The sequence below is a fragment of the Dawidia cretensis genome (genome assembly GCF_018598175.1).
Classification (GTDB): Bacteria; Bacteroidota; Bacteroidia; order Cytophagales; family Cyclobacteriaceae; genus Ohtaekwangia; species Ohtaekwangia cretensis.
Genome location: NZ_JAHESE010000024.1, coordinates 39,600 through 60,889, shown reverse-complemented (window position 1 = coordinate 60,889; position 21,290 = coordinate 39,600). Strand labels below are relative to the sequence as shown.

At 49.9% G+C, this 21,290-nt stretch carries 26 protein-coding genes, 3 tRNA genes and 1 pseudogene; 11 read left to right on the top strand and 19 right to left on the bottom strand.

What is annotated here, in order from left to right:
- Positions 1-22: 22 nt before the first annotated feature.
- Positions 23-805, top strand: coding sequence for an enoyl-CoA hydratase-related protein (locus KK062_RS20435; protein ID WP_254086201.1), 783 nt, complete (start codon positions 23-25; stop codon positions 803-805).
- Between the two features lie 60 nt (positions 806-865).
- Here the strand turns inward: KK062_RS20435 and KK062_RS20430 are convergent, their stop codons facing one another.
- Entirely contained in the window at positions 866-1,558 is a 693-nt protein-coding gene (locus KK062_RS20430; protein ID WP_254086200.1) for an SIMPL domain-containing protein, read from the bottom strand.
- A gap of 149 nt (positions 1,559-1,707) precedes the next feature.
- Here KK062_RS20430 and KK062_RS20425 point away from each other — a divergent pair, with 149 nt between their 5' ends.
- Positions 1,708-2,568, top strand: a complete 861-nt coding sequence (locus KK062_RS20425; RefSeq protein WP_254086199.1) for a transglutaminase-like domain-containing protein — start codon at positions 1,708-1,710, stop codon at positions 2,566-2,568.
- A 20-nt stretch (positions 2,569-2,588) separates the two neighbouring features.
- Here KK062_RS20425 and KK062_RS20420 read toward each other — a convergent pair whose 3' ends face one another.
- The 4 genes from KK062_RS20420 to KK062_RS20405 form a co-directional block, all read right to left on the bottom strand.
- Positions 2,589-3,110: a GNAT family N-acetyltransferase gene (locus KK062_RS20420; protein WP_254086198.1), complete on the bottom strand. Its 522-nt coding sequence runs from the start codon at positions 3,108-3,110 to the stop codon at positions 2,589-2,591.
- Positions 3,111-3,258: 148 nt separating this feature from the next.
- Positions 3,259-3,411 carry a hypothetical protein gene (locus tag KK062_RS20415; RefSeq protein ID WP_254086197.1) on the bottom strand — a complete coding sequence of 51 codons (153 nt, stop codon included), beginning with the start codon at positions 3,409-3,411 and terminating at the stop codon, positions 3,259-3,261.
- A gap of 263 nt (positions 3,412-3,674) precedes the next feature.
- Positions 3,675-4,307 (bottom strand): peroxiredoxin, encoded by a 633-nt coding sequence (locus KK062_RS20410; RefSeq protein ID WP_254086196.1) that lies wholly within the window; start codon positions 4,305-4,307, stop codon positions 3,675-3,677.
- An 80-nt stretch (positions 4,308-4,387) separates the two neighbouring features.
- Positions 4,388-4,834 (bottom strand): RrF2 family transcriptional regulator, encoded by a 447-nt coding sequence (locus KK062_RS20405; protein WP_254086195.1) that lies wholly within the window; start codon positions 4,832-4,834, stop codon positions 4,388-4,390.
- A gap of 76 nt (positions 4,835-4,910) precedes the next feature.
- Here KK062_RS20405 and KK062_RS20400 point away from each other — a divergent pair.
- Positions 4,911-4,982 (top strand) — tRNA-Thr (locus tag KK062_RS20400).
- Positions 4,983-5,291: 309 nt separating this feature from the next.
- Here KK062_RS20400 and KK062_RS20395 read toward each other — a convergent pair.
- Positions 5,292-6,173: an alpha/beta fold hydrolase gene (locus tag KK062_RS20395; RefSeq protein WP_254086194.1), complete on the bottom strand. Its 882-nt coding sequence runs from the start codon at positions 6,171-6,173 to the stop codon at positions 5,292-5,294.
- Positions 6,174-6,413: 240 nt separating this feature from the next.
- Between KK062_RS20395 and KK062_RS20390 the strand changes: the two genes are divergently transcribed.
- The 6 genes from KK062_RS20390 (at position 6,414) to KK062_RS20365 (ending at position 9,308) form a co-directional block, all read left to right on the top strand.
- Positions 6,414-7,439: a sensor histidine kinase gene (locus tag KK062_RS20390; RefSeq protein ID WP_254086193.1), complete on the top strand. Its 1,026-nt coding sequence runs from the start codon at positions 6,414-6,416 to the stop codon at positions 7,437-7,439.
- Positions 7,436-8,146: a LytR/AlgR family response regulator transcription factor gene (locus KK062_RS20385; RefSeq protein WP_254086192.1), complete on the top strand. Its 711-nt coding sequence runs from the start codon at positions 7,436-7,438 to the stop codon at positions 8,144-8,146. The genes KK062_RS20390 and KK062_RS20385 overlap by 4 nt, the downstream gene beginning before the upstream one ends.
- Before the next feature lie 142 nt (positions 8,147-8,288).
- Positions 8,289-8,546, top strand: coding sequence for an XRE family transcriptional regulator (locus KK062_RS20380; RefSeq protein ID WP_254086191.1), 258 nt, complete (start codon positions 8,289-8,291; stop codon positions 8,544-8,546).
- 51 nt (positions 8,547-8,597) lie between these two features.
- Entirely contained in the window at positions 8,598-8,981 is a 384-nt protein-coding gene (crcB, locus tag KK062_RS20375) for a fluoride efflux transporter CrcB (protein WP_254086190.1), read from the top strand.
- An 83-nt stretch (positions 8,982-9,064) separates the two neighbouring features.
- A tRNA-Leu gene (locus KK062_RS20370) sits at positions 9,065-9,148 on the top strand.
- A 78-nt stretch (positions 9,149-9,226) separates the two neighbouring features.
- Positions 9,227-9,308 (top strand) — tRNA-Leu (locus KK062_RS20365).
- A 202-nt stretch (positions 9,309-9,510) separates the two neighbouring features.
- On the opposite strand, the gene KK062_RS20360 is transcribed toward KK062_RS20365, so the two are convergent.
- The 3 genes from KK062_RS20360 to KK062_RS20350 all read right to left on the bottom strand — a co-directional run bounded on the left by KK062_RS20360 (position 9,511) and on the right by KK062_RS20350 (position 10,695).
- Positions 9,511-9,870 (bottom strand): nucleotidyl transferase AbiEii/AbiGii toxin family protein, encoded by a 360-nt coding sequence (locus KK062_RS20360; RefSeq protein WP_254086189.1) that lies wholly within the window; start codon positions 9,868-9,870, stop codon positions 9,511-9,513.
- A gap of 6 nt (positions 9,871-9,876) precedes the next feature.
- A complete protein-coding gene (locus tag KK062_RS20355; RefSeq protein ID WP_254086188.1) occupies positions 9,877-10,155 on the bottom strand; it encodes a DUF6922 domain-containing protein in 279 nt (92 codons plus the stop codon).
- Between the two features lie 180 nt (positions 10,156-10,335).
- Positions 10,336-10,695 (bottom strand): winged helix-turn-helix transcriptional regulator, encoded by a 360-nt coding sequence (locus KK062_RS20350; RefSeq protein ID WP_254086187.1) that lies wholly within the window; start codon positions 10,693-10,695, stop codon positions 10,336-10,338.
- Positions 10,696-10,797: 102 nt separating this feature from the next.
- Between KK062_RS20350 and KK062_RS20345 the strand changes: the two genes are divergently transcribed.
- Positions 10,798-11,394: a short chain dehydrogenase gene (locus KK062_RS20345; protein WP_254086186.1), complete on the top strand. Its 597-nt coding sequence runs from the start codon at positions 10,798-10,800 to the stop codon at positions 11,392-11,394.
- A gap of 244 nt (positions 11,395-11,638) precedes the next feature.
- Here the strand turns inward: KK062_RS20345 and KK062_RS20340 are convergent, their stop codons facing one another.
- From KK062_RS20340 to KK062_RS20325, 4 genes are all read right to left on the bottom strand, one after another.
- Positions 11,639-12,304 carry a class I SAM-dependent methyltransferase gene (locus KK062_RS20340; RefSeq protein WP_254086185.1) on the bottom strand — a complete coding sequence of 222 codons (666 nt, stop codon included), beginning with the start codon at positions 12,302-12,304 and terminating at the stop codon, positions 11,639-11,641.
- 97 nt (positions 12,305-12,401) lie between these two features.
- Positions 12,402-12,611: a VOC family protein gene (locus tag KK062_RS20335; protein ID WP_254086184.1), complete on the bottom strand. Its 210-nt coding sequence runs from the start codon at positions 12,609-12,611 to the stop codon at positions 12,402-12,404.
- Positions 12,612-13,448: a hypothetical protein gene (locus KK062_RS20330; protein WP_254086183.1), complete on the bottom strand. Its 837-nt coding sequence runs from the start codon at positions 13,446-13,448 to the stop codon at positions 12,612-12,614.
- A 41-nt stretch (positions 13,449-13,489) separates the two neighbouring features.
- Positions 13,490-15,103 carry a Na+/H+ antiporter gene (locus KK062_RS20325; protein ID WP_254086182.1) on the bottom strand — a complete coding sequence of 538 codons (1,614 nt, stop codon included), beginning with the start codon at positions 15,101-15,103 and terminating at the stop codon, positions 13,490-13,492.
- A 153-nt stretch (positions 15,104-15,256) separates the two neighbouring features.
- Between KK062_RS20325 and KK062_RS20320 the strand changes: the two genes are divergently transcribed.
- Positions 15,257-15,697: a DinB family protein gene (locus KK062_RS20320; RefSeq protein ID WP_254086181.1), complete on the top strand. Its 441-nt coding sequence runs from the start codon at positions 15,257-15,259 to the stop codon at positions 15,695-15,697.
- 54 nt (positions 15,698-15,751) lie between these two features.
- On the opposite strand, the gene KK062_RS20315 is transcribed toward KK062_RS20320, so the two are convergent.
- From KK062_RS20315 to KK062_RS20285, 6 genes and pseudogenes are all read right to left on the bottom strand, one after another.
- Complete coding sequence (locus KK062_RS20315) at positions 15,752-16,201, bottom strand: hypothetical protein (RefSeq protein WP_254086180.1); 450 nt, start codon at positions 16,199-16,201, stop codon at positions 15,752-15,754.
- A 13-nt stretch (positions 16,202-16,214) separates the two neighbouring features.
- Positions 16,215-16,703, bottom strand: a complete 489-nt coding sequence (locus KK062_RS20310; RefSeq protein WP_254086179.1) for a molybdopterin-dependent oxidoreductase — start codon at positions 16,701-16,703, stop codon at positions 16,215-16,217.
- Between the two features lie 4 nt (positions 16,704-16,707).
- Positions 16,708-17,814 carry a cytochrome-c peroxidase gene (locus tag KK062_RS20305; protein ID WP_254086178.1) on the bottom strand — a complete coding sequence of 369 codons (1,107 nt, stop codon included), beginning with the start codon at positions 17,812-17,814 and terminating at the stop codon, positions 16,708-16,710.
- A gap of 4 nt (positions 17,815-17,818) precedes the next feature.
- Positions 17,819-19,794: pseudogene (locus KK062_RS20295) on the bottom strand (TonB-dependent receptor plug domain-containing protein).
- Positions 19,795-19,933: 139 nt separating this feature from the next.
- Complete coding sequence (locus KK062_RS20290) at positions 19,934-20,272, bottom strand: winged helix-turn-helix domain-containing protein (protein WP_254086176.1); 339 nt, start codon at positions 20,270-20,272, stop codon at positions 19,934-19,936.
- Between the two features lie 4 nt (positions 20,273-20,276).
- Positions 20,277-21,182 carry an MBL fold metallo-hydrolase gene (locus KK062_RS20285; protein WP_254086175.1) on the bottom strand — a complete coding sequence of 302 codons (906 nt, stop codon included), beginning with the start codon at positions 21,180-21,182 and terminating at the stop codon, positions 20,277-20,279.
- Positions 21,183-21,290 lie beyond the last annotated feature (108 nt).

Below are 21,290 nucleotides of genomic sequence, written 5' to 3'. Positions count from 1 at the left end.
CGTATACCAACGCTAACCCTGTATGGATTTTACGACTTTGCGCTATACCGTTGAGAACGGCGTAGCCACCATTACGTTGAATCGTCCCGACGTATACAATGCCCTGAACGACGAGATTACCTACGAGCTGCAAGATGCACTAAAGGCCGTTGCGAAAGATGCCGCCGCGCGCGTGGTCGTGCTGACCGGCGCCGGCAAGGCGTTTTGCTCGGGACAGGATTTAAAGGCTTCGGCGGCGACACCGAATCGCTCGTTTCAGGAATCGTTACACAAACGCTATAACCCCATCATCCGGGCGATGCGTCAATTACCGAAGCCCATAGTCTGTCGGTTGAATGGTGTTGCGGCGGGCGCGGGCTGCTCGCTGGCGCTGGCGTGCGATGTGATCGTAGCCGCGGAGGATGCTGTGCTGACGGAAGTGTTTATCAATATCGGATTGGTGCCTGATTCGGGCTCGTCGTATTTTCTGCCCCGGTTGGTAGGTATGGCCAAAGCCTTTGAGCTGTGCACGCTCGGGTCGAAAGTGAGTGCGAAAGATGCGGCCGACTGGGGACTGATCAATCGCGCCGTGCCGGCCGATCAGTTGGATGCTGCCGTGAAGATTTATACAGATTATTATGCGACCGCGCCGACGAAGGCCATCGGGTTGATTAAAAAGATGCTGCAGAAATCGGCAACGGCTACGCTAGACGATATGTTGGAGTATGAAGCGTATTGCCAGGAGATTGCCGGCGGTACAGCCGATCATAAAGAAGGGGTGCAGGCATTTTTAGAGAAACGCAAGCCTGCGTTTGCCGGCAAATAAAAAGTCCACGGCGTGAGTAGCATCTCATGCCGTGGACTTTTTAACAACAATGTTGTACGATTACTTGATCAGGAACTGTGCCGTTACCTGCGCCTGGATCGTAATCTTGCGGAAGGCGGTAGGCTCCTGTGCGCCGCCGCCGTCGTATGCTTGTGCACGCATCATGACATTGGCAGTTTCAGACATCGGGAACGGGTTGTTCTCGAACTCGCGGATCATGAGGGGCGCTCCAATGCCGGCGCCAATCGATTTCGCCAGGGCGTCAGCTTTATCGCGGGCCGCCTGCAGTGCTTTAATTTTCAGGTCGAGGCGCAGCTTCTCCAGTTCCGAGTGGCTCACGCGGGTCACAGCAATATCGTTCACTTTCACGGCGCCAAGTTTTTCGACAAGGGTCGTCAGCTCGGTGCCGCTGGTGAGTTTCAACTGGTACACTTTCTCGCGGAAAGAGTCTTTGTCTTTGCGGCCCAGCTTGCCAAGGTCGGCGCCGACTGTGGCGAGCTCAAGGCGTTTCTTTTCGATGCCGGCATTTTTGATGGCGTCGAGGAAATCTTTATCGAGTTTTTCAAGTGCTACTTTGGCGCGGTTTTCTTCAAATTCAAGGAGGCTGATGCGAACATAAATTTCGTTGGGCTCGATCTCCTGTTGGGCGTTGCCGGAAACTTCAATGAAATGCTCACCCCGGAAGAGCTCCTGCTGAGCAAAGGCAACTGTGCTGAACAACACAAGGGCAACAAACAAAATGCGGGACTTCATAGTCGTAATAATTAGTTTATGTGAATGTTTAATGAAATATTCATGCCAGAAATTCCAACGGCATAGACACCGTTGGCGACAAAAAGGTGGGAACGCAGGTTGTTTAATATCCCACAAAAAGTTTTTACTTTAGCACAGTATCATAGCGAATGGAATTAAAAGAAACAGAATTAAAGGCGTTGGTGTCACTGCTGGACGATGAGGATACCCAAATCGTATCGCACGTAGAGGACAAAATACGTTCGCTCGGCACCAGTATCATACCCTTCCTGGAGCAGGAGTGGGAAAGCAATTTCAGCCCGCAGGTGCAGCGGCGCATCGAGGAGCTGATACACACCCTGCAATACGAGCTCTTAAAAGAAAGGATCAGAGAATGGTACAGCAGCCCGGAGCAAGATCTGCTGACGGGCATGTGGCTGGTAGCAACCTACCAATATCCTGACCTGGAGCTGATCAAGCTGAAGCAAGAGCTGGAGCAGCTGTATTATGAAACCTGGCTTGAATTTAAGCCCGACCTATACCCGTTCGACCAGGTGAAAGTAGTAAACAGCGTGTTGTTTAATAAGATCAAGTTTGGTGCGAATACCAAGAACTTTCACTCGCCCGGCAACTCATTGATCAATGTGGTGTTGGAATCCCGTAAAGGCAATCCCATCACCCTGTGTGTGATCTACCTGCTGGTGGCACAAAAGCTCAAGCTGCCGGTTTACGGCGTCAACCTGCCTAACTTGTTTGTGCTTACCTACAAGGACGAACGACATACACAGTTCTACATCAATGCCTTTAACAAGGGCCTGATCTTTTCACGGCAAGATATCGAGAACTATATCAGCGAGCTGCACCTCACGCCGCAGACCTCGTTCTTCGAACCGTGCCAGAACCTGGAAATTATCCGACGGGTGTTTCGTAACCTGATCATGTCGTTTGACAAAATGGGCGAGCACGCCAAAGCCGAAGAAGTGAAGGAGCTACTGCTCCTCATTGCCGATGGTAGCGACCTGGGCGTCTGATCTTTTCCGGAACGTCTCTCTTAAAATTCAAAGTTTGGATTCTGCCAGCCCATGGGGATGTCGGCTTCGTATGCGCGGCCCGTGGTGCGAATGCGCATTTCCAGCCGGCCTTCAATGCGGAAGCCCAGCGATTGGTAGAGGACAATGGCTTTGTCATTGCTTTCGCGCGTGACGAGCTCGATGCGGCCAATATCGGGACGGTTGCGTCCGACCTCTTCCAGGAAAATTGTAAAGAGCGTGCGCCCGATCTTGCGCCCCTGGAACTGCGGGTGCACAACCAGGGTAAGTTCAGACAAGACATGGTCGAATACGTGGATGCCCGGTTTGTAGGCGTGAATGGAACCTACCAGCTGCTCGGGGTCTTCCGGATGTACCGCGACCAGGGCCAGGCCCGTGGCGAAGCTTTTAGTGAGGATGTTTTGAATGTACTCTTCGGTGATCTCGCTTTCCAGGCGAGCGATGCCGCCTTCGTGGCGGGCAACCTCTTTGTATAGAACCTTAAGCCGGTTCAGGTCGTCTATTTCTGCTGTGCGGATGTGCATGTCGTGTATACTTTGCCTTTCTGCCTGCGGGCGAAGATGGCAAATTTGCGACAGGTGACAAAGCCAAAAGGATACTGCGTGCGCTCACGCCAGCTTGCGCAGCAGCGGGCCGGCAATGCCGCCATCCACGATGGCAAACGTCGGTCGGTTAGGCGTAGCGACTATCTGCGTGCCTTTTTCTTTTAAAGTGCCGTTTTTGTGTCCGTTCTTCTTGTGTCAGCTTGGCCAGATTATCCTGTGCCACTAAAAAATGCTGCAGGTACGAGTTACGGACCGGAGCCAGATTGATCTTGTTTTCCATAGCTATCCTGTTTTCCTTTCAAAGACAACCGTCGTGCCAAATACCCCTATGGTTCAGGACATTCCGATTGTTTGCAAACCCTCGCCCGCCTGCCGAAGGCAGTTGCGGTTCGCCATCTCTGAATACGGAACAAGCGCCCAAAGTGTTGTGGGCCGCTTAAAAAAAAGGATGCCTCACGGGGGCACCGTAATGTATGTTTTTCCATAAAAAAAGCTCCCGGAAGGCATTCCGGGAGCCTGGACAGTCGATAAAGACCGTTAAGCTTAAATATTGGGTTGAGGCGTTGTTCTCAGGTAGGGCTTAATACGCGTATGGCCCTTGGGGAATTTCGCTTCGATGTCTTCGTCTTTTACGGCAGCGGTGATGATTACGTCGTCGCCCTGTTTCCAGTTGGCGGGAGTCGCTACGCTGTAGCCGGAAGTCAGCTGGAGGCTGTCGACAACACGCAGGATCTCGTCGAAGTTACGGCCCGTAGAGGCAGGATAGGTCAGCATCAGCTTGATCTTCTTGTCGGGACCGATCACAAATACCGAGCGCACCGTAAACTTGTCGACGTTCGGGTGCACCATGCCGTACAGGTTGGCCGTCTTAAACTCGGGGTCGGCAATGAGGGGATAGTTTACCGTCGTGTTTTGCGTTTCGTTGATGTCGTGGATCCACTTTTTGTGGGATTCCAGGGGGTCGGCGCTGATGGCCAGTACCTTAACATTACGCTTGGAGAACTCGCCGGTTAACTTGGACATTGCGCCAAGCTCGGTCGTACACACGGGCGTGAAGTCGGCAGGATGGGAGAAAAGAATACCCCAGCTATTGCCGAGCCATTCGTGGAAGTTGATGGTTCCTTCGGTCGTTTCGGCCGTGAAGTCGGGGGCCAGGTCGCCTAATCGGAGTGACATAATGGGTTGTTATTTAAGTGAAACAATAAATTTCGTTCGAGGGGCTAAAGTTACTTTTAATCCCTATTAAACAAATAGATTTAAACCAAACGTTTTTTCTTGGCTTTCAGTTTCGCTTCTTTTTTGGCCAGGGAATCCAGGGTCTCTGATTTCAGCATTTCGACGGTGGCATTCCGGATTTGTTTGAAGGCATCGTGAATGCTGCAGGTCTCTTCGTCCTCACACTCGGCGCAGGGTTCATAGAACTTGTGGGTAGCACAGGACACCAGGGCAATGGCCCCGTCGAAAAGGCGTACGATCTCGGCCAGGTCTACCGTGGCGGGATCCTGCCGCAGGAAATATCCGCCGCCTTTACCCTGTTTGCTGCCCAAAACGCCGGCACGCTTGAGGTCGAGCAGGATCGCTTCCAGGAATTTCTTGGGAATATTGCACGCGTCGGAGATGTCTTTGATCAGAAACTTGGCTTCAGGCTCTTTCGCCATGTGCACAAGGGCGTGGATGGCGTATTTACATTTTTTGGATAGCATACCTGCGACAATTTAATGAATTAGGAATTTTGTAGTTGCCTTCGAACATTTAATTTTGAGGCCTGCCCTGACACTTGCCAAGGTAGCTCAGGGGTAGAGCAGCTGATTCGTAATCAGCAGGTCGTGGGTTCAAATCCCATTCTTGGCTCTCAGATAGAAAGACGATCGCACGCCGGTCGTCTTTTTTATTTACCGGAAGGTCGGTAGCATGTATGCGCGAGTTATTCAAGAGGATGAGAGAGCAGGGTTTGGATACTGCTCAGCTTACAAAGCTAATCAACTATAACAATATTAATTTTGTAGGGTTTACTATGACTGTATAACGGCACGCCCATCTTCTTGTGAACAGCCTGTGAACGCCGGTTGCAGACGGGGCAGCCGGCGTTTCGTTAACGGATAAAATCCTTCTGATCGATGGAGATCAGAAGGATTGCCGATTGAGACGGATATACCGTTGTTATGATTTTTTGTTTAGGAACATATCTACCTTCTCAAAGAACCATGTGGGATCGTCGTAAAAGATAAAATGTTTGGCTTTATCGCTCACCTCCAACGTGGCGTTGGGAACCTTAGCGATCTGCGCCTGGTAAGCTGCCTGTGATCGTTCACGGGTCATGCCATAGCCCTGGTAGGCAATCCAGGCGCTGAGGAGAAGTACCGGGCAGTCAATGGCAGCAACGGCTTCGCGTAAGTCGGTGGTGAAGATCTCGTATAAGACCTGGGCTTGTGTGGGAATGTCCGACTGGGAAGCAAAGGCGTTGACCTCTTCGATTCGCGCCGGGCTGGTAATCATGGTTTGGAAGACGGCCTGGTTATAAGCCTTGTATTCTTCGCGGGTTCTTGCTGCCATGGTTTTTTGTGCGTCATCGGCGAAAGGCTTCGCGGATGTTACCGTGGCGGAGGGATTCAGTAACCCGGGCAGGAACGGAACGCCATCGACGGCAATAACTTTACTGAAGGTGCCGGGGGCGCTGGCGGCAGCCCAAAAGGAAAGTATGCCACCCATGCTATGTCCCATGATGACCGGCGACTTCAATTTTTTAGTTTTGATGTAGGCCAGCAGATCGTTCTTGACGGCTTCGAGGAAATTTGGTTGTAATGCGGGCGGTGTACCACCAAAGCCGGCGAGTGTTACGATGTGGCACTCATAACGGTCCTGGTAACGAGCAACGGTTTCTTTCCAGACATCGCCGTTACACGAGAAGCCGTGGATAAGAATAAGGGGAGTACCTTTTCCTTTTACGTCGACTATAAAATGTTGTTGATCATGTGCTGTCAGATGGGCAAACAGAAGACCGGCGAGCAAGGCAATAATAGGTAAGGAGAAGATGCGTTTCATACGGTATTGTTTTGGTTATGAGCCAAAGGAACTGTGGCCGGCCGCGATTTGAAATATTTCTTGACCAACTGCAAAATGTTACTGACGATCTGTATGTGTCCAAGCGCTCGCTTGGTGTTGACTGACGAATAGGGGAAGGGACTCGGGAAAGAGGAGGAGGCCGTAGTTGATCAATGACTTTAGCTGCTTTGTCAATGAAATTTGGAGTAAATCCGCCCAGTTGTGTTATTTTATCGTTGCATGAATACCGAACGCATTTGGTTTTGGCTGGACCGCCTAAAACTCTTTCACCTGTTTTTCTGGATCTTCCACTATTTCTTCTGGGTGATAGTATACCGGCCCATGTACAAGGATTCTACAGACCTGTACATGGTAATGGTTGTGTATGAGATCTTCAATATGATTACTTTTTATAGTATCTCCTATTGGGTGGCGCCACGTTTCTACCATCGCGACCGCTATTTCCTGGCGCTGGTGTTGTTCTTGTTGATACTAATCGTGACGTCGACAGGGCTGGCGCTTTCGCTCGTCCAGGTTACTTTGTGGCTGGGTAAAACCCCCACGTATCCACTTATCCTGTTCATTGGTTACACGATGGCCTCTAATATAATCGTGTTGGTCATTGGCACAACCCTGCGGCAGTTGACGGCGCGTTTACGTATGGCCGGAACCGCGGCGGCGGTTCGCCGCAAGCAGACCGAGGCCGAGCTGCAATACCTGAAGGCGCAGGTGAATCCGCATTTTCTTTTTAATGCCATCAACAGTGTGTATTTCCTGATCAAGAAAGATCCCGACCTGGCGTCTGAAACGCTGATCAAGCTCAGCGACCTGCTGCGCTTTCAGCTATACGACTGCTCGGAAGATACCATTACGATCGAGCAGGAGCGCGAGTACCTGGAAAACTATATGGCGTTGGAAAAGCTACGCAAAGGTGACCGCGTTATGCTGGAGTATAGTCCCGAAGGTGACTTACACGGCTTTCGTATGGCGCCGCTGGTGCTCATTGCATTTTTGGAAAATGCCTTCAAGTTTGTTTCCAATTATACCGATCGGGAGAACCTCATCCGTGTTATCTTGCGACGGGAGGAAAAGCTTTTCCGGGCGTCGTTCTATAATACGTATGAGCCTCTTCCATCGGCGATGGTCGGTGGCATCGGCATCCGGAATGTGAGGCGCCGCTTGGAGCTGCTGTATCCCGATCATACACTGGACGTCCGCGATGAACGGGGCACCTATTTAGTAACGTTAACCATTCCGTTGGCATGAATAAAATACGAACGCTTGTCGTAGAAGATGAACCGCTGGCGCGGGAAGGACTGTTGAACTATATCCAGGAGGTCGACTTCCTGGAAGTTGTTGCCGCCTGTGAAAACGCATTGGATGCAAATCGGGTGTTGTCGTCGACACGGGTCGACCTGATGTTTCTCGATATCCAGATGCCGCGGCTTACCGGGATTGATTTTTTAAAGTCACTCACAAAACGTCCGATGGTCATCATGACCACGGCCTATCCTAACTTTGCACTACAGGGATATGAGCTGGATGTCATGGATTACCTGGTAAAGCCGTTCCCGTTCGATCGTTTTCTAAAAGCTGCCAACAAGGCCCGTGATTTTTATACACTGCGTGCGCAAGCGCCACAGAACACCACGCCTGTCCGTGAGGACTACTTCTTTGTAAAGTGCGACTATCGTTATGAGAAAATTCATTTCGATTCGATCCTATATATCGAAGGTATGGAGAACTATATCGTAATTCATACAGTGGAAAAATCGTTTATGACGTTGCTTCGCATGAAGAATATCGAAGAGATTCTGCCAATACCGGCATTCATGCGTATTCATAAATCCTATATAGCATCCGTGAAAGCAATTACCGCTATCGATGGGAATGAAGTTGTTATTGGGTCGAAGCGACTTCCATTGAGTCGTGAGAGAAAGGCGGAGATCTTAGAACGGCTGTTAAAGCATTAGCAAGAGCATATACTATTCATCGGAATAGTATATGATGTTTCGGAAACGATGGTCCTGAAAAGATGTTCCGCAAATGAAGGACTTTAAATGAAAGATTTTTAAAGATGTAATTTTTACGGTGTAAAGGCCTGAATTTGGCCCTGTGACCGAAGAAATACTACTACGACAGTTTGCCGAGAGTGTGGCCCGCGTGTTTGTCGCCCTGCGAAAAGAAAAAGGATACACAAGCTATGAAAGCTTTGCGTTCGATCATGAGTTCCCGCGGGCGCAGTACTGGCGTGTGGAGACCGGCAGGCACAACCTTACACTGCGAACGCTTACCAAGTTATTGATCATTCACAACCTCACGTTGGAGGAGTTTCTGCAACGCGTGATTGCCGAGGCTGTCCGGCGGCCGTAAGGAGCCTGAATAAAAAATGCTATCTTACTGGCAGCATTTTTCAACACGGTTATGGATCTGTACAAAATTCTGACGGTAGCCCTAGGCGGCTCGCTGGGCAGCGTGGCCCGGTACATTACCGTGCGGTCGGTCGACGCGCGGCTGAACGCCATGTTCCCGTATGGCACCCTGGTAGTGAATGTAGTCGGCTCGTTTGCCATCGGCCTGCTGTACGGGCTGGCGCTGCGGAAGACTGGGTTCTCCGAACCCTGGCGACTGTTTTTGGGCGCCGGTTTCTGTGGAGGCTTCACAACCTTTTCGGCCTTTGCCTGGGAAAATTTTAGCTTGTGGGAGCAGAAAATGGCGCCAGCGGCCCTGATGTATGTGGCGGCGACCCTGGTTTTGGGATTTTTTTCGGTTTTTGCCGGAAGTTTTGTGAGTCGTTTTTTAGAATAGCTTTGTTAATCTGCGAAGCTTTGCTACTTTTGTCGCCCCAACACGCACACACACTGTAATTTCGTATTATCCACACACAGAATGCCCAGGTGGTGAAATTGGTAGACACGCTACTTTGAGGGGGTAGTGCCTTAACCGGTGTGCTGGTTCGAGTCCAGTCCTGGGCACCCGGCTAGTCCGCTGGATCACATAGGGAGACAGGTAGGACTGCACGTTGTAAAAACATAAACGCACATAACGATTATACCGAAGTGGTGGAATTGGTAGACACGCACGTTTCAGGGGCGTGTGTCGCAAGACATGGGGGTTCGAGTCCCCCCTTCGGTACTCCAACAAAAAAAGGCTTGTCATTGACAAGCCTTTTTTGTTTCCAATATCCCGGATGATTTGTCACGGTTAGATCATCAAGATGACCTACTTAAGCTTATGAGCTTCCTCCACTGCTAATAAAAAGATGAAGCTACGACGGTGACGCTATGCTATGTTATAGCGTATGCATCTTGTTGATTGCCCTATAAAGTTAACGTGGTTAGTCCTTTTTTTCCTGGTGTGGATTTTTCGAAGCGATGAACTCACGGGCGGCATTGATCATTGCGTGTTCTATTGTTTCCCAGGAGAGATTGATCAACATCTCTTTGATTTCGGCTGAAATACTATGCTGCGTGATATGAAATTCTGTTCCTGGGAACATATCCCGAAGTGTTAGCAGTAGTTCTCTTTTGTTGACTTTCTCACAGGTGAAAAAATCGATATCTACTGATTTCCGATGGCCTAAGTGAAGAGATATGGCTGTGCCACCGACGATCCTGAACATATTAAGTCGAGGATTGTCGCACAGTTGTTGGGCAATCGAAAGTAAATCGGACGTTACCGTTTCAGAATGAAGCATGGTTGATCACAAGTATCTATGCTCGGGATCGACATTGAGGAACAGATAGGCCATAACTCGTCCGGTTGGCTTCAATTTTTGGTTGCTCAGGACGCTGACTATTTTTTGATGGCCATAAAATTCAATGGCGGCGAAGATGTCTGCAATCTTGCCATACTCGAATATCCGGACAATGGCCCAATCGTCGTTTTCGCGTAAAGCAGCATCAACCCGTTCGGGACTAATATCCCAAAAAAGCTCTTTTCGCTCTGTTAATGGCGTTTTTAATGTTGCATTGCCTGACATATTGCTATAACGTCTATGCGAATTTATTAGTTTTTCGCGTTTTTCATTTGTTCAAGCCAGAAAGTGCAATCCCCATGCGATGTAGGCCCCGAAAAACGCTTTAACCAACGTCAGGCATGACGACGCAAATGTCTTTTGTGGTTGTTAAACAGTTTTTTTGGAAATCAATGGCAGCTTTTATCAAGCGACCTCTTCCAACTTCATAATATGCTCGCGGCTCCATTGTGATAGAAGCTTCATGATTTCACGGAGCGATTCTCCTTTATCACTTAACGAATAGACTACCCTGGGTGGAATTTCCGGAAATGCAGTGCGAATGATTATCCCGTCGGTTTCCAGTTCCTTGAGACTTCGTGACAATACTTTCAACGCCATGCCCGGCATGGATTTATGAATGTCGCCAAACCGCATTGGTTCTTTCAATAAAAGCCAAATAATGGGAGGCTTCCATTTGCCGCCAATCACATCAATGGTGCTTGTGATCGGGCAGTCATCGGCATGGTGAAATTTTTTTTGGCTTTTTTCCTGCTCCGTTTCCATACATTCAAAATTACTACCTTTTTGTCATTACTAGACAAAAAGGTAACTACTTGCCAAAAGTACACTATTGGGATAGTTTTGGTAAACAAAAAGAAAGTAAATATGAAAATTATCATCATTGGCGCCTCCGGGACGATCGGTAAGCATGTTGTAAAAGCATTGGAGCAAGATCATGAAATTTTAAAAGCAGGATCAAAAAGTGGTGATCTGCAGGTCAACTTGAACGATCCTGATTCCATAAAGCAGATGTATGAAATGGCAGGTTCTTTTGACGCGGTCGTGTGCGTAGCCGGGGATGGTCACTTTGGCCCGTTAAACAAAATGACAGATGCTGACTTCAGAGTAAGTGTGAACAGCAAATTAATGGGCCAGGTGAATTTGGTGTTAATAGGTCAGCACTATATTAATCCAAAAGGGTCGTTCACGTTGACGTCGGGGAGTTTGGGTGATGACCCCGTGGTGCTGGGAGCTTCGCTCAGTACCGTTAATGCTGCTATCGATGGTTTTGTGCGTGGGGCGTCGATCGAATTGGAAAACGGTGTGCGGATCAACTCTGTGGGGCCGGATGTGGTAGAAGAATCACCGGGCTATTTTCCTTATTTTCAAGGACGAATACCCGTGTCCATGCATCGTGTGGCTCAGTCATATGTGAGAAGCGTGGCTGGCGCACAGACAGGAAAAACGTATAAGGTTTTATAACTGGCTTCTTGAAATGAAATAGTATTCAGCAGTATAAGGAATAGAGATCGGGTAATCTTAGAGTATGACTATCCTGTTTTGACTTTCTGACTGTCGCGGTATAAAAACGAATGCCTGCAGAGGATGCTGCAGGCATTCGTTTTCATTGCCCGGTCAGATCGGCAAGACGTTCAGGCTGGTTAAGAAAAAGAACGGTGCGCTACAACGTTGACATTAGAAGAGCGGCATCCCATACTGATGTTTCTTACTTATAAGCTGCTTGCAAGTCTTTGCGCAGGGTCGTGATGGAGTACTTGTTATAATAATCGCCTGTGGCGTCGTAGCTCTTGTTGATGTGGCTCAGACTACGCTTGTCCAGCAGCTGATACATTTGCGTGGCCGTGAAGATCTCGTCGTAGTTTTGCTTATACGCGTACGCCTCCATCTCCTGAATGTGCTGGTAGGCATTGCGGACCGGTCTTTCGGTAAAGAAATCAATGATCATCAACGAGCCGCCATCTTTCAGTACCCGGTCTGTTTCGGCAATGGACTTCAGCAACATCTCACGGTCTACCACATATAGCACAAATCCGATTACGATCAGGTCAAAGGTCCCATTAGAAAATGTCGATAGATCATCGGCGGTACCTCTTACAAATTGTACCTCCGGATATTGTTGCTTGCCTTTGTCAATCGCTTCTTGGGAAGGTTCGATGCCGGCCACAAACGAACCAAACTGGCTGCGGATAGCCTCGAGGCGATAGCCTGTGTTGCAGCCGATTTCCAGTACACGCTGCGGTGTATAGTTATATTCTTTTAGCAGGTTGATTACCACGTCCTTTTCCGGTACATAAGAAACGCCTCTATTCCGGTTAAAATAGTTGTCTGCTTCGTAGTGCAGGAATGCTTCTTTTTGTGTTTTACTTGTCATGGGTCTTAACAGGGTTTCTACTCTGGCCACGTGAATAGGTTTACACCGTGACCGATCTGTACAATTTAAAGATTTTTACGCTTCTGTTAGAGAAGCATTAACTTTTTTTGCGAATTATTCGGGGAATTGACTTTCCAATGAGGTGGCTGGGGCCGTTGGGGGGCGCAGGATTGTCGCGGTACAAGACGGCATACATTTTGTCGGCAAAATATAGCTGAAGGCCCATCTTTTCCTGATACCAGCGAACATCCCGATCGATGTCAGTCGTAGGGAGGACGGGAATGGTATTGAGGAATGTTGTATTCATTTATTTCGGTATTCCGGCTTTCTGTTTTTCATAAGCCATTGTTTTATCCCAGGCTTCTCTTGTCATAATGATTAAGTCCTTGTCTTTGCAGTCCCAGATGGAAACATGCCTGGCACCTATAACAAAATGTTGCCCCCAGGGTATGTGGGGTGCATAAAGCAGTAGCGTGCAGACATCGGTGGGGGTGATTAGATCGCCTGTTTCCGGTAGATGGGTGTGCATCGTGGCCAGGACTAGTTTACCGTCCTGTTGATCGTATTTTATCGGGATCAGGTTCTTGTGCAGTAATCGTTTCTGTTTTAGGATATTGTTGTTGTCAAACGTCAGCAGGTAATCATTGCCAAAGACGACGATGCCCTGTTGCTGAGGGGCCGTTAAGACATATACCCTTTTTCCTTGCTTGTCGCTTACCGGAATAAAATTGGGACTCATGTTTTTGTATGAATGAAACAAGGTGTCGGATGAGTACGTCTGGATAGCGGTCTGACGGATCGTCACGAGGTCCTGTTCATGCCTGGTCAATGCCCGCTCCTGTCCGTCGACAATGGCTGTTTGTGTATTATACGTGCTGTCGAAGGTGAACGTACCGATCACCCTGGGAGTCGCATCTTTTGAAAAGAATACACAGATGGCTTTGTTTCCGGATAGATAAGAGATGTATCCGCCGGTGTTTTCTTTTCTTTCGCCATACTTCGCCAGGAAAAGATCGGTTCCAACCCAGGCAGCCATTTCTGATTTGTATAGTTGGGTTCCTTCTTGAACGATCTCGGCCCGGGATTGTGCATAGGCGTGGATTCCCGGAAGGATCAGAACGCATAGAACAAGAAACTTTTTCATAAACTGCGGTGTGGCAACAAGATAAGCCTTTTTTTGCCTTCTTATCGTGCCTCCACGCCAAACCGCTGCCGCAGTTTCTCTTCTTCCAGATCCAGCTGCGTCAGATACTTTCGCACCAGCTCTTCATCAAACTCCTCCTTCCGATTGATCTTATGTAATAGCTCGCGCTTATGCTGGATCAGCTCGGTAACAATCGTATGATACCGATGCCCGCTTTCCGGTAATGCATCAATTTCCGGTGATCCCTGCGTGGTCAACAAACGCAGCTCATTCTCGATATTTACCCGCAGATTTTGCAACGGTATATTCCGCGTAAGATCCGAAGTATAGTGTTCATTCAGTAGTGCGAGGGTCTTCTCGTTCAGCTTCCGCTGGATGATAGCTTCTTGTTCCGACGAGGTGATAACAGTATCCCGGTCGGGGATTTGAAGGAAACGGATGACGGCGGGCAAGGTTAATCCTTGTACCACCAACGTGATCAGGATCACCATGAAGGTGATGAAGAGGATCATGTTGCGTTGGGGAAAGGCCTGACCGTTGTCGAGCAATAACGGTATAGACAAGGCCGATGCGAGCGACACCACGCCACGCATACCAGCCCAACCAAAGACAAGTGGCATGCGCCAACCCGGGCTGCTGTCGGCCGTGGTAATAAACCGGCTGATGAACACGGTAAAGACGGAGGCGCCGAGGCAGGAGAGGATGCGGGTGATGATGATCACCACCGAAATGATGAGTCCGTATAGAATGGCGCTGGGCAGCGCGTCGGGGCCGAGACCTTCGACAATGACGGGCAGCTCCAATCCGATGAACATAAAGACCAGGCCGTTGAGTACAAACCCGAGTGTACTCCAGACATTGACACCCTGCAGGCGGCTGATGTGGTTCATGATCTCATACCGGCGGCTCGAGAGAAATAAGCCACCGCTGACCACGGCCAGGACACCTGACACGTGGAAATGCTCGGCTGTTGTATACATGGCGTACGGGGCGATCAGCGTTAGCACCGTGTCCATGCTGGGCGTGGTAGGTAGCCAGCGGATGATGGCGTAGAAGATGAGCGCAATGAGCAGACCGGTAATGGTACCCATTACAATGACTACGACGAAGCTGACGGCAGCCTGTTGCCAGACAAACGTACCGGACGCTACAGCCGCGAGGGCAAATCGAAATACCACCAAACTGGAGGCATCGTTCAGCAGGCTTTCACCTTCAATGATGGAGACCAGCCGTTTCGGCACCCGCACACCACGCATGATCGTCGTGGCCGACACGGCATCGGGTGGTGAGATGATTCCGCCCAGGAGGAAGCCCAGGGCGAGGGTAAAGCCGGGGATGATGCTCGCCGAGACAACGGCGACCACGCCGGCGGTGAGGATGACAATGCCGAAAGCGAACGAGCCGATTACGCGCCGCCATTTCCAGAAGTCTTTCCAGGAAGTTTGCCAGGCAGCTTCGAAGAGCAGCGGCGGCAGGAAGATGAGGAAGATGATTTCGGGGTCAATGGAGATCTCGGGTAGGGCGGGGACAAAGCTGATGGCCAGTCCGCCGAGCACCAGGACGATGGGGTATGAAATCTTCAGGCGCTGGGCCAGCATGACCAACGCCAGAATGATAAATAATAAGACAATGTAAAGGGTAATGATCTGAGGCATGGGGAGACCGGTGTACCGACAAAGATAATAAAGTTTTATGCCTGCCGGCGGTTGCGATGCGGCGACCAATTCTTACAATTTTCCGACTTTTTTGCGGAGGGAAGGGGCGAGGTTGGTATATTTCAAGCCGGTAGACCTATTGATCGTATTGCTATGCTCGAAAACCTGATAAATTTATATGATCGCGACTTGCGGCGCCTGGAAACGGAGCTCTCTACATTTCGCCAGGAGGAAAACCTGTGGCGGGTTACCGGACAGATTGCAAACCCCGCCGGCAACCTGGGGCTACACCTGGTCGGCAACCTCACTACCTATATCGGCAAAAACCTCGGCGGCATCGACTATATCCGGGACCGCCCCGCGGAGTTCTCGCGACGCGATGTGCCTCTTTCCGAACTCCTGGCCATGGTCCGCACCACGCATGGACATGTGATCAGTACGTTGCAGCAATTGAAACGCGATGATTTGGAGGCGCGGTACCCCGAGGATGTATTGGGTTTTGAAATGACGAAGGGTTATTTTCTTTTACACTTGCTGGCGCACCTGGCGTATCATACAGGGCAGATCAACTATATACGGCGCATGCTGGAGTAGCCGTGTGAGCGTGGAAGCGAGATCGATATGGCGTGCTTTGCAGTTGGTTAATTATCATGGCGAAACAGGTGGAGTCTTTTTTAGTAAAATTGAACTTTGGGTATTCTCGTCTGTCACATATACCTCTTTGTTGAGTAAAACTGAGATATCATTGAGATAGTTAAGAAAGTTGTCATGATCTATCATTGATTTAAACCCTCTTGGGTCGATGTCATTTTCGATTTCGCCATCATCAAAGAAGTAACACATAATGATGATCGAATTCAATTTAATTTTGGCCTGGATTGTTTCTCTGTCGTTTGATTCCCAGTATTCCTCGACAATTTTGAGGTCGATTTTGTCGCTTGTGGATTCTGTCTTGGCATCGTAAAATTCAACGATGTATTTCTCGTTTACTAAGTCTATCCATTTTTTCCAATCTGTCTTGGTTGTGTTGAGAACGTAAATGTCACGTAACGATCCATCCTCAAAGTAGATTTTGTCTTTTAATTCTTGCCAGTGCATGTTGATATTCAAATTAATCCTTCGCAAAAAGTATTTTGATAGAAGCAATCTGTCGGATCCAGCGGGCATGTTTTTTGTCGCCGGGGGCTACAATGCGAAATGGACCTTCGCCGATGGGTAGCGGCTTGCCATCGACCTCGTACGCAAGCACAACCACTTTGTCTGTAAATTCAGGATCTACTTCCGCTAATGAATATACCACTTCGTAGCCATCCGTTGCCTTTATTCGAATGTATTTTGCCAGGTTTTCGCCGCGCAGTTGTCCGCCGAGTGTTACGCCTGCCTGCTGGAGCACTTCGTGCAATGCTACGCCGGTATAGCTGTGTTCTTTGCCGTCGCGATCTTTTGCCTTTATCGGGGTGTTCTTAAATGTTGCCAGGTCTTTGATGGTCAGTGTCAGCGGTGTCTGCACTTCACCTTCTACCTTGAGGGTGGCAGCCGTTTGCGCGTGGACGGTAAACGTGAATACGATCAGAAATAATGCTATTATTTGTTTATACATAAAGTCAGTGATTTGCATGAGGATCGGCAAAGGCCGGGTTCGTAATAAAAGTTGAGTCTGTTAACATAGTCAGGAAAGCGACCAGGGCTTTCTTCTCTTGTGCCGTTAGTTGAAGGCCCCGGCTACCGCCTGTGCCTGCTTCGTTTGTAATGAATGGGCTGAGCGTTGCGCTGGATTGTATATGGTCACTGTAATGATCCAGGACGTCTTCGAGCGTCCTAAAACGTCCATCGTGCATGTACGGCCCCGTCAATGCAATGTTGCGTAGCGTAGGCACGCGAAAGCGCCCGCGGTCCTCGGCGCGGCTTGTGAAATCAAAGCGGCCCGCATCTTTTGCTATAGTATCCAGGCCGTTGTTGTGAAAGACGTCGAGGAAGGTCTTGGGGGTGCCGTGGCAGTGGGTGCAGTTTGCGCCTCGTGCCCCCATGCCGGTCATGGGCGACATGAAAAACAAGGTGATTCCCACAAGCTCTTGCACGGTAGGTTTATATTCTCCGCGCAGGTAGCGATCATATGGCGCATCTGCAGAAATGAGCGACCGTTCGAATTGTGAAAGGGCCTTTACGATGCGGTCTGGTGTGATCTGGTCGCTGCCAAAGGCTTGTCGGAACAATGCGGAATATATTACCTTTTTCTGAAGCTTTTGCGCCGCAGCTTCGAGGGGCTGTCCCATTTCATGCACATCGGTTAACGGGACTATGGCCTGTGCTTCCAGGTTGTCAGCGCGGCCATCCCAGAAATAACTGCGCACCCACAACAGGTTTGAAAGCGACATCGCGTTGCGCCGCGTGCGCGTTCCGTCTACACCCTCGCTAAAAGCTTTTCCATCGGTAAACGCCAGTGCCTGTTGGTGACAACTGGCGCAGCTTAAGGTATTGTTAACCGACAGCGCCGGTTCATAGAACAACATCCGCCCCAGGTGTACACCTTCTTGTGTCATGGGGTTATCTGCCGGAATGTTAAAGCGGCTACCAAAGTTCGCGGGATATTTGAGTGTATAGGGTACCGGGTCCTGCTGTGTAGAGGCCAACAGACAAAAGCTCCCCACCAGCACAACGGCCAGGCGCCAGGTGCCAGCGTAGCGGAACAGGTGGGGGCGAAGTTTTTTCATCGGATTATAAATTACTGAATATCAGTGTGAGCATAAAATTGCGGCCTGCTTCCGGGAAGCCTTCGATCAGGCTGTAATCGCGGTCAAAGATGTTGTTGACACCACCTTCGATCGAAACGTATTTGTACACTTTGACGGAGGCTTTGGCATTGACCAGTGTGTAACCATTTGCTTTTGTGCCGTAGCTGGTGCTATAGCGTTTGCTGTTGTACTCCACGCTGGCCAGCAGGTTAACCCGCTGTAGAAACGTATAGTCGAGGGCGCCGAACAGTTTGTGGTTCGGAACGTTTGTAAAGCGAATGCCCGGCAGGGTCTCGTTCTTCCTGCGCATGTAGGTATAGTGCACGGAAGCATTCAGGCCTTTCAATGCCACCCAGTGAATACTACCTTCTACACCATAGAAAAGGGCATCACCGGTATTTTGCAGCTGGAAGCGTCCCGGTTCAACGTTGTCGACTTGCTGGATGATGTTGGTAATGTCGCGCGGAACACGGACGCCTGAATATCAAGAGCAGGCGTCAGCTTGCCGGTGTAGCGCAGGTCGTAGTTCACGGCTACCTCGGCGGTAAGGTCGGGGTTCGGCAGCGCCTGGCCCATGCGGTAGGAGTACCGGTCTTTGATCGTGGCAAACCGTGTTTTTCGCGCCACGGCCCCGAATAGCGTATGACGTGGATTAATGCTCCACGAAATGCCAATCTGGGCATTGACCGCCGTGTTATCGTTTGACGGAAAGTCGGAGATGGCTTGCGTCGTGGCGTTATAGTCTTCTGCCTGATCACTCTTGCGCGTGTTAAAGCTCACACCAGGAATGATGGAAATGGCGGGGGTAAGCTGATAGGTATCTTCCAGACCGATCGATGTCGTGTTGTCAATGAAGGTACGTTGCGGCTCTCCTGCATTGTTTTCGCGGTGGACATCGCGTTTGAGTTGTACGGCGAGCTTGAGCACGTGCGCTGTAAAGATACGGGACGCCAGCTCGGCATGACCCCCTACGGTATAATCATCGTAGTAGCTCTTAAAGGCATAGGGACGTGTAATGGCCGTGTACGTTGTGTCGTCGTAGCTAAAGAGCTCGTTCACGAACGTGTCGTAATACAGGCGTGTTTTGATCGTATTCTTTTCGCCCATGGCTGTATTGGAAATGAAATACAGGCTTTGTTTGTCCCACATGGGCCATTGCCAGAAGCGGGCGCGCATGGCGGGGTCCGTACCGATATAGGGTGGTGTACCTTTCTCACCGTGTTGATTGACATAGCCGACCACATACTCGTCAGTAGCGTTGGGTGTAAAGCCAGCTTTTACGCTAAACTTCAGATCGTCGCGATACGCATTTTGGCGTTCGTCGCTGTATTGGTTTGTGCGAAATGTAAAGTCGTCGGACAAAGGATAATAATCTTGCTTGAGTTGCGACGCCCCCAGTTGCACGTAGAATTTTTCAAAGCGTGATCCGGCGTTTACATGCCAGCGGTAACCGTCGCCGCTAAAGATGCCGGCACTGCCGTTGAGGTCCAGCTTTTTAACGGGTTTGCGCGATACGAGATTGATCGCACCGCCCATGGTGTTGGCGCCATAGAGTATCGAAGCAAAGCCTTTGGATACGTTCACTTCCGCCAGGTCGAAGGTTGTAAAACGTCCCATGTCGACATAACCGTCGTACGGCACGTATACCGGCACGCCGTCGATGAAGACGGGCACCTGCCGTAAGTCGAAGCCACGCACATATACTACAGATTCATTCCGTGGTCCTACGTTGGCCAGCGAAACACCGGGTAACAGGTTCAAGGCATTGGAAACATCGTTTCGGTTAAACTTTTGGATCGTGGCCGCCGAGACACGCTGTGTGCTATCCTGGTCGCGGATGCCGACGATCTCTACCTCGCCAAGCTGGAAGGTACGGTCAGTCGTAGTGGCAGGTGATGTGGTTTGTGCGGCAGCCTGTAAGGATAGTGCAGTGCCGAGCAGGAGTAAATTTCGTTTCATGAAATGGCTAGGATTCGATATGTATGGACGTACATATCGAAAGATACGAAAGAATTACAAACAGATTTTGTAAGGGGAGAAAGAACTATGAATGTTCGGTTCGCCGGTGACCAGCGCCGGGTTTCTACCGATCGGCGGCCTAGAGCAGTTTCAGCAGGTCTTTGTTTTTGTCAACGATGGCTTGCAACTGTTTACTCATTTTTTGGTAAGCTGCCACCACTTTGCGGCCAGTCTCCGTAACCTCGGCGTAGCCACCTTGCTGGCCACCTTTTTGCGTCACCACAAAAGGCTTGCGTCCACGGGTGTTCATCTCATCCACCATGACCCATGCCTTCTTGTAAGACATGCCCATTTGCCGTGCGGCCTGTGCAATCGAACCCGACTCCTGAATAAGCTCGAGCAACTCAGCCCGACCGGGGCCAAAGAATTTTTCGCCATCGAGATCAATCCAACAACGTACGCGTATTTCCTTTTTCATATAGTCATGCTGTATAGTTCTCTCCCAGATCCAATATCTTCAACACTCCCTGTATTTTACCTTCCTTCTCCAACTCCCTCAACACCCGCACAGGCTCTCCAATCGGCTCATCACTCAAATTAAACGTTCCATAATGCATCGGCACCAACACCTTCGCCCCCAAATCGTGAAACGCCCGCACTGCATCGCCTGGCGAAATATGCACCGGGTGCATAAACCACTCCGGCTTATACGCCCCTATACCGATAATCGCGATATCAATACCTGGAAACACCACCCGCGCATCGGCAAAGTGACTACCATAGCCCGTATCGCCGCTAAAGTATAGTGTATGATGCTCGCTTTGTAATACAAATGCGCCCCAGAGCCGTTTATTCGTGTCGCGGATGCCGCGCTTCGCCCAATGGCGTGTAGGCAGGAAGTATATATTCACGGCAGGGCTTGTCAGATACTGTTGATACCAACCCGCCATCTGGATGGGTCTTCGTCCTGCCCAGGGCCGTAACAGCTTTTCCATCTGCAGGCCGGTAAGGATGGCCGCTGAGGGATGCAGGGCCCGGATGCGTCGGATAGACTCCTCCTGACAATGGTCGCGGTGGTCATGCGAGATGAGCAGGTAGTCCAGGGGCGGTAACATTTCAGGTGTAAACGGGGCAGGCGTATAGCGGTGGGTGAGGGGTATATCGTAAAATACCGGGTCGATCAGGATGTTTATACCGGCCAGCCGTATAAAAAAAGAGGCATGTCCAAGCCAGACGATGCAGTCGGTTGTATCATGTATGAAACGGGTGTCGTGTTGAATCTTAAGCCGGAAGGTGTCAGCTTGCTTCTCTTGCTGTTGCGGTTTAGGACCAAACTTCCATTTTAATACATTCGACAATGCCGGTATATAGGGGTATTCGTGGTTCATGAACCGGCCTGTCCCGTCGATAGGGGTACCGGGCCAACCTTGTTTACAGGTATATAGAGCTGGGTTATACGTGTATTGCGTTGCTTGATCCAAGGCTTGTAAAATAAC

What these genes read in the sequence shown, in the direction of transcription:
- crcB (WP_254086190.1), top strand. Translation starts at nt 8,598, where the DNA reads ATGGATCTGTACAAAATTCTGACGGTAGCCCTAGGCGGCTCGCTGGGC.
- KK062_RS20425 (WP_254086199.1), top strand. Translation starts at nt 1,708, where the DNA reads ATGGAATTAAAAGAAACAGAATTAAAGGCGTTGGTGTCACTGCTGGAC.
- KK062_RS20395 (WP_254086194.1), bottom strand. Translation starts at nt 6,173, where the DNA reads ATGAAACGCATCTTCTCCTTACCTATTATTGCCTTGCTCGCCGGTCTT.
- KK062_RS20355 (WP_254086188.1), bottom strand. Translation starts at nt 10,155, where the DNA reads ATGTCAGGCAATGCAACATTAAAAACGCCATTAACAGAGCGAAAAGAG.
- KK062_RS20415 (WP_254086197.1), bottom strand. Translation starts at nt 3,411, where the DNA reads ATGGAAAACAAGATCAATCTGGCTCCGGTCCGTAACTCGTACCTGCAG.
- KK062_RS20390 (WP_254086193.1), top strand. Translation starts at nt 6,414, where the DNA reads ATGAATACCGAACGCATTTGGTTTTGGCTGGACCGCCTAAAACTCTTT.
- KK062_RS20305 (WP_254086178.1), bottom strand. Translation starts at nt 17,814, where the DNA reads ATGAAAAAACTTCGCCCCCACCTGTTCCGCTACGCTGGCACCTGGCGC.
- KK062_RS20285 (WP_254086175.1), bottom strand. Translation starts at nt 21,182, where the DNA reads ATGAACCACGAATACCCCTATATACCGGCATTGTCGAATGTATTAAAA.
- KK062_RS20360 (WP_254086189.1), bottom strand. Translation starts at nt 9,870, where the DNA reads ATGCTTCATTCTGAAACGGTAACGTCCGATTTACTTTCGATTGCCCAA.
- KK062_RS20350 (WP_254086187.1), bottom strand. Translation starts at nt 10,695, where the DNA reads ATGGAAACGGAGCAGGAAAAAAGCCAAAAAAAATTTCACCATGCCGAT.
- KK062_RS20320 (WP_254086181.1), top strand. Translation starts at nt 15,257, where the DNA reads ATGCTCGAAAACCTGATAAATTTATATGATCGCGACTTGCGGCGCCTG.
- KK062_RS20335 (WP_254086184.1), bottom strand. Translation starts at nt 12,611, where the DNA reads ATGAATACAACATTCCTCAATACCATTCCCGTCCTCCCTACGACTGAC.
- KK062_RS20315 (WP_254086180.1), bottom strand. Translation starts at nt 16,201, where the DNA reads ATGCACTGGCAAGAATTAAAAGACAAAATCTACTTTGAGGATGGATCG.
- KK062_RS20410 (WP_254086196.1), bottom strand. Translation starts at nt 4,307, where the DNA reads ATGTCACTCCGATTAGGCGACCTGGCCCCCGACTTCACGGCCGAAACG.
- KK062_RS20405 (WP_254086195.1), bottom strand. Translation starts at nt 4,834, where the DNA reads ATGCTATCCAAAAAATGTAAATACGCCATCCACGCCCTTGTGCACATG.
- KK062_RS20345 (WP_254086186.1), top strand. Translation starts at nt 10,798, where the DNA reads ATGAAAATTATCATCATTGGCGCCTCCGGGACGATCGGTAAGCATGTT.
- KK062_RS20435 (WP_254086201.1), top strand. Translation starts at nt 23, where the DNA reads ATGGATTTTACGACTTTGCGCTATACCGTTGAGAACGGCGTAGCCACC.
- KK062_RS20290 (WP_254086176.1), bottom strand. Translation starts at nt 20,272, where the DNA reads ATGAAAAAGGAAATACGCGTACGTTGTTGGATTGATCTCGATGGCGAA.
- KK062_RS20420 (WP_254086198.1), bottom strand. Translation starts at nt 3,110, where the DNA reads ATGCACATCCGCACAGCAGAAATAGACGACCTGAACCGGCTTAAGGTT.
- KK062_RS20340 (WP_254086185.1), bottom strand. Translation starts at nt 12,304, where the DNA reads ATGACAAGTAAAACACAAAAAGAAGCATTCCTGCACTACGAAGCAGAC.
- KK062_RS20310 (WP_254086179.1), bottom strand. Translation starts at nt 16,703, where the DNA reads ATGTATAAACAAATAATAGCATTATTTCTGATCGTATTCACGTTTACC.
- KK062_RS20430 (WP_254086200.1), bottom strand. Translation starts at nt 1,558, where the DNA reads ATGAAGTCCCGCATTTTGTTTGTTGCCCTTGTGTTGTTCAGCACAGTT.
- KK062_RS20325 (WP_254086182.1), bottom strand. Translation starts at nt 15,103, where the DNA reads ATGCCTCAGATCATTACCCTTTACATTGTCTTATTATTTATCATTCTG.
- KK062_RS20330 (WP_254086183.1), bottom strand. Translation starts at nt 13,448, where the DNA reads ATGAAAAAGTTTCTTGTTCTATGCGTTCTGATCCTTCCGGGAATCCAC.
- KK062_RS20385 (WP_254086192.1), top strand. Translation starts at nt 7,436, where the DNA reads ATGAATAAAATACGAACGCTTGTCGTAGAAGATGAACCGCTGGCGCGG.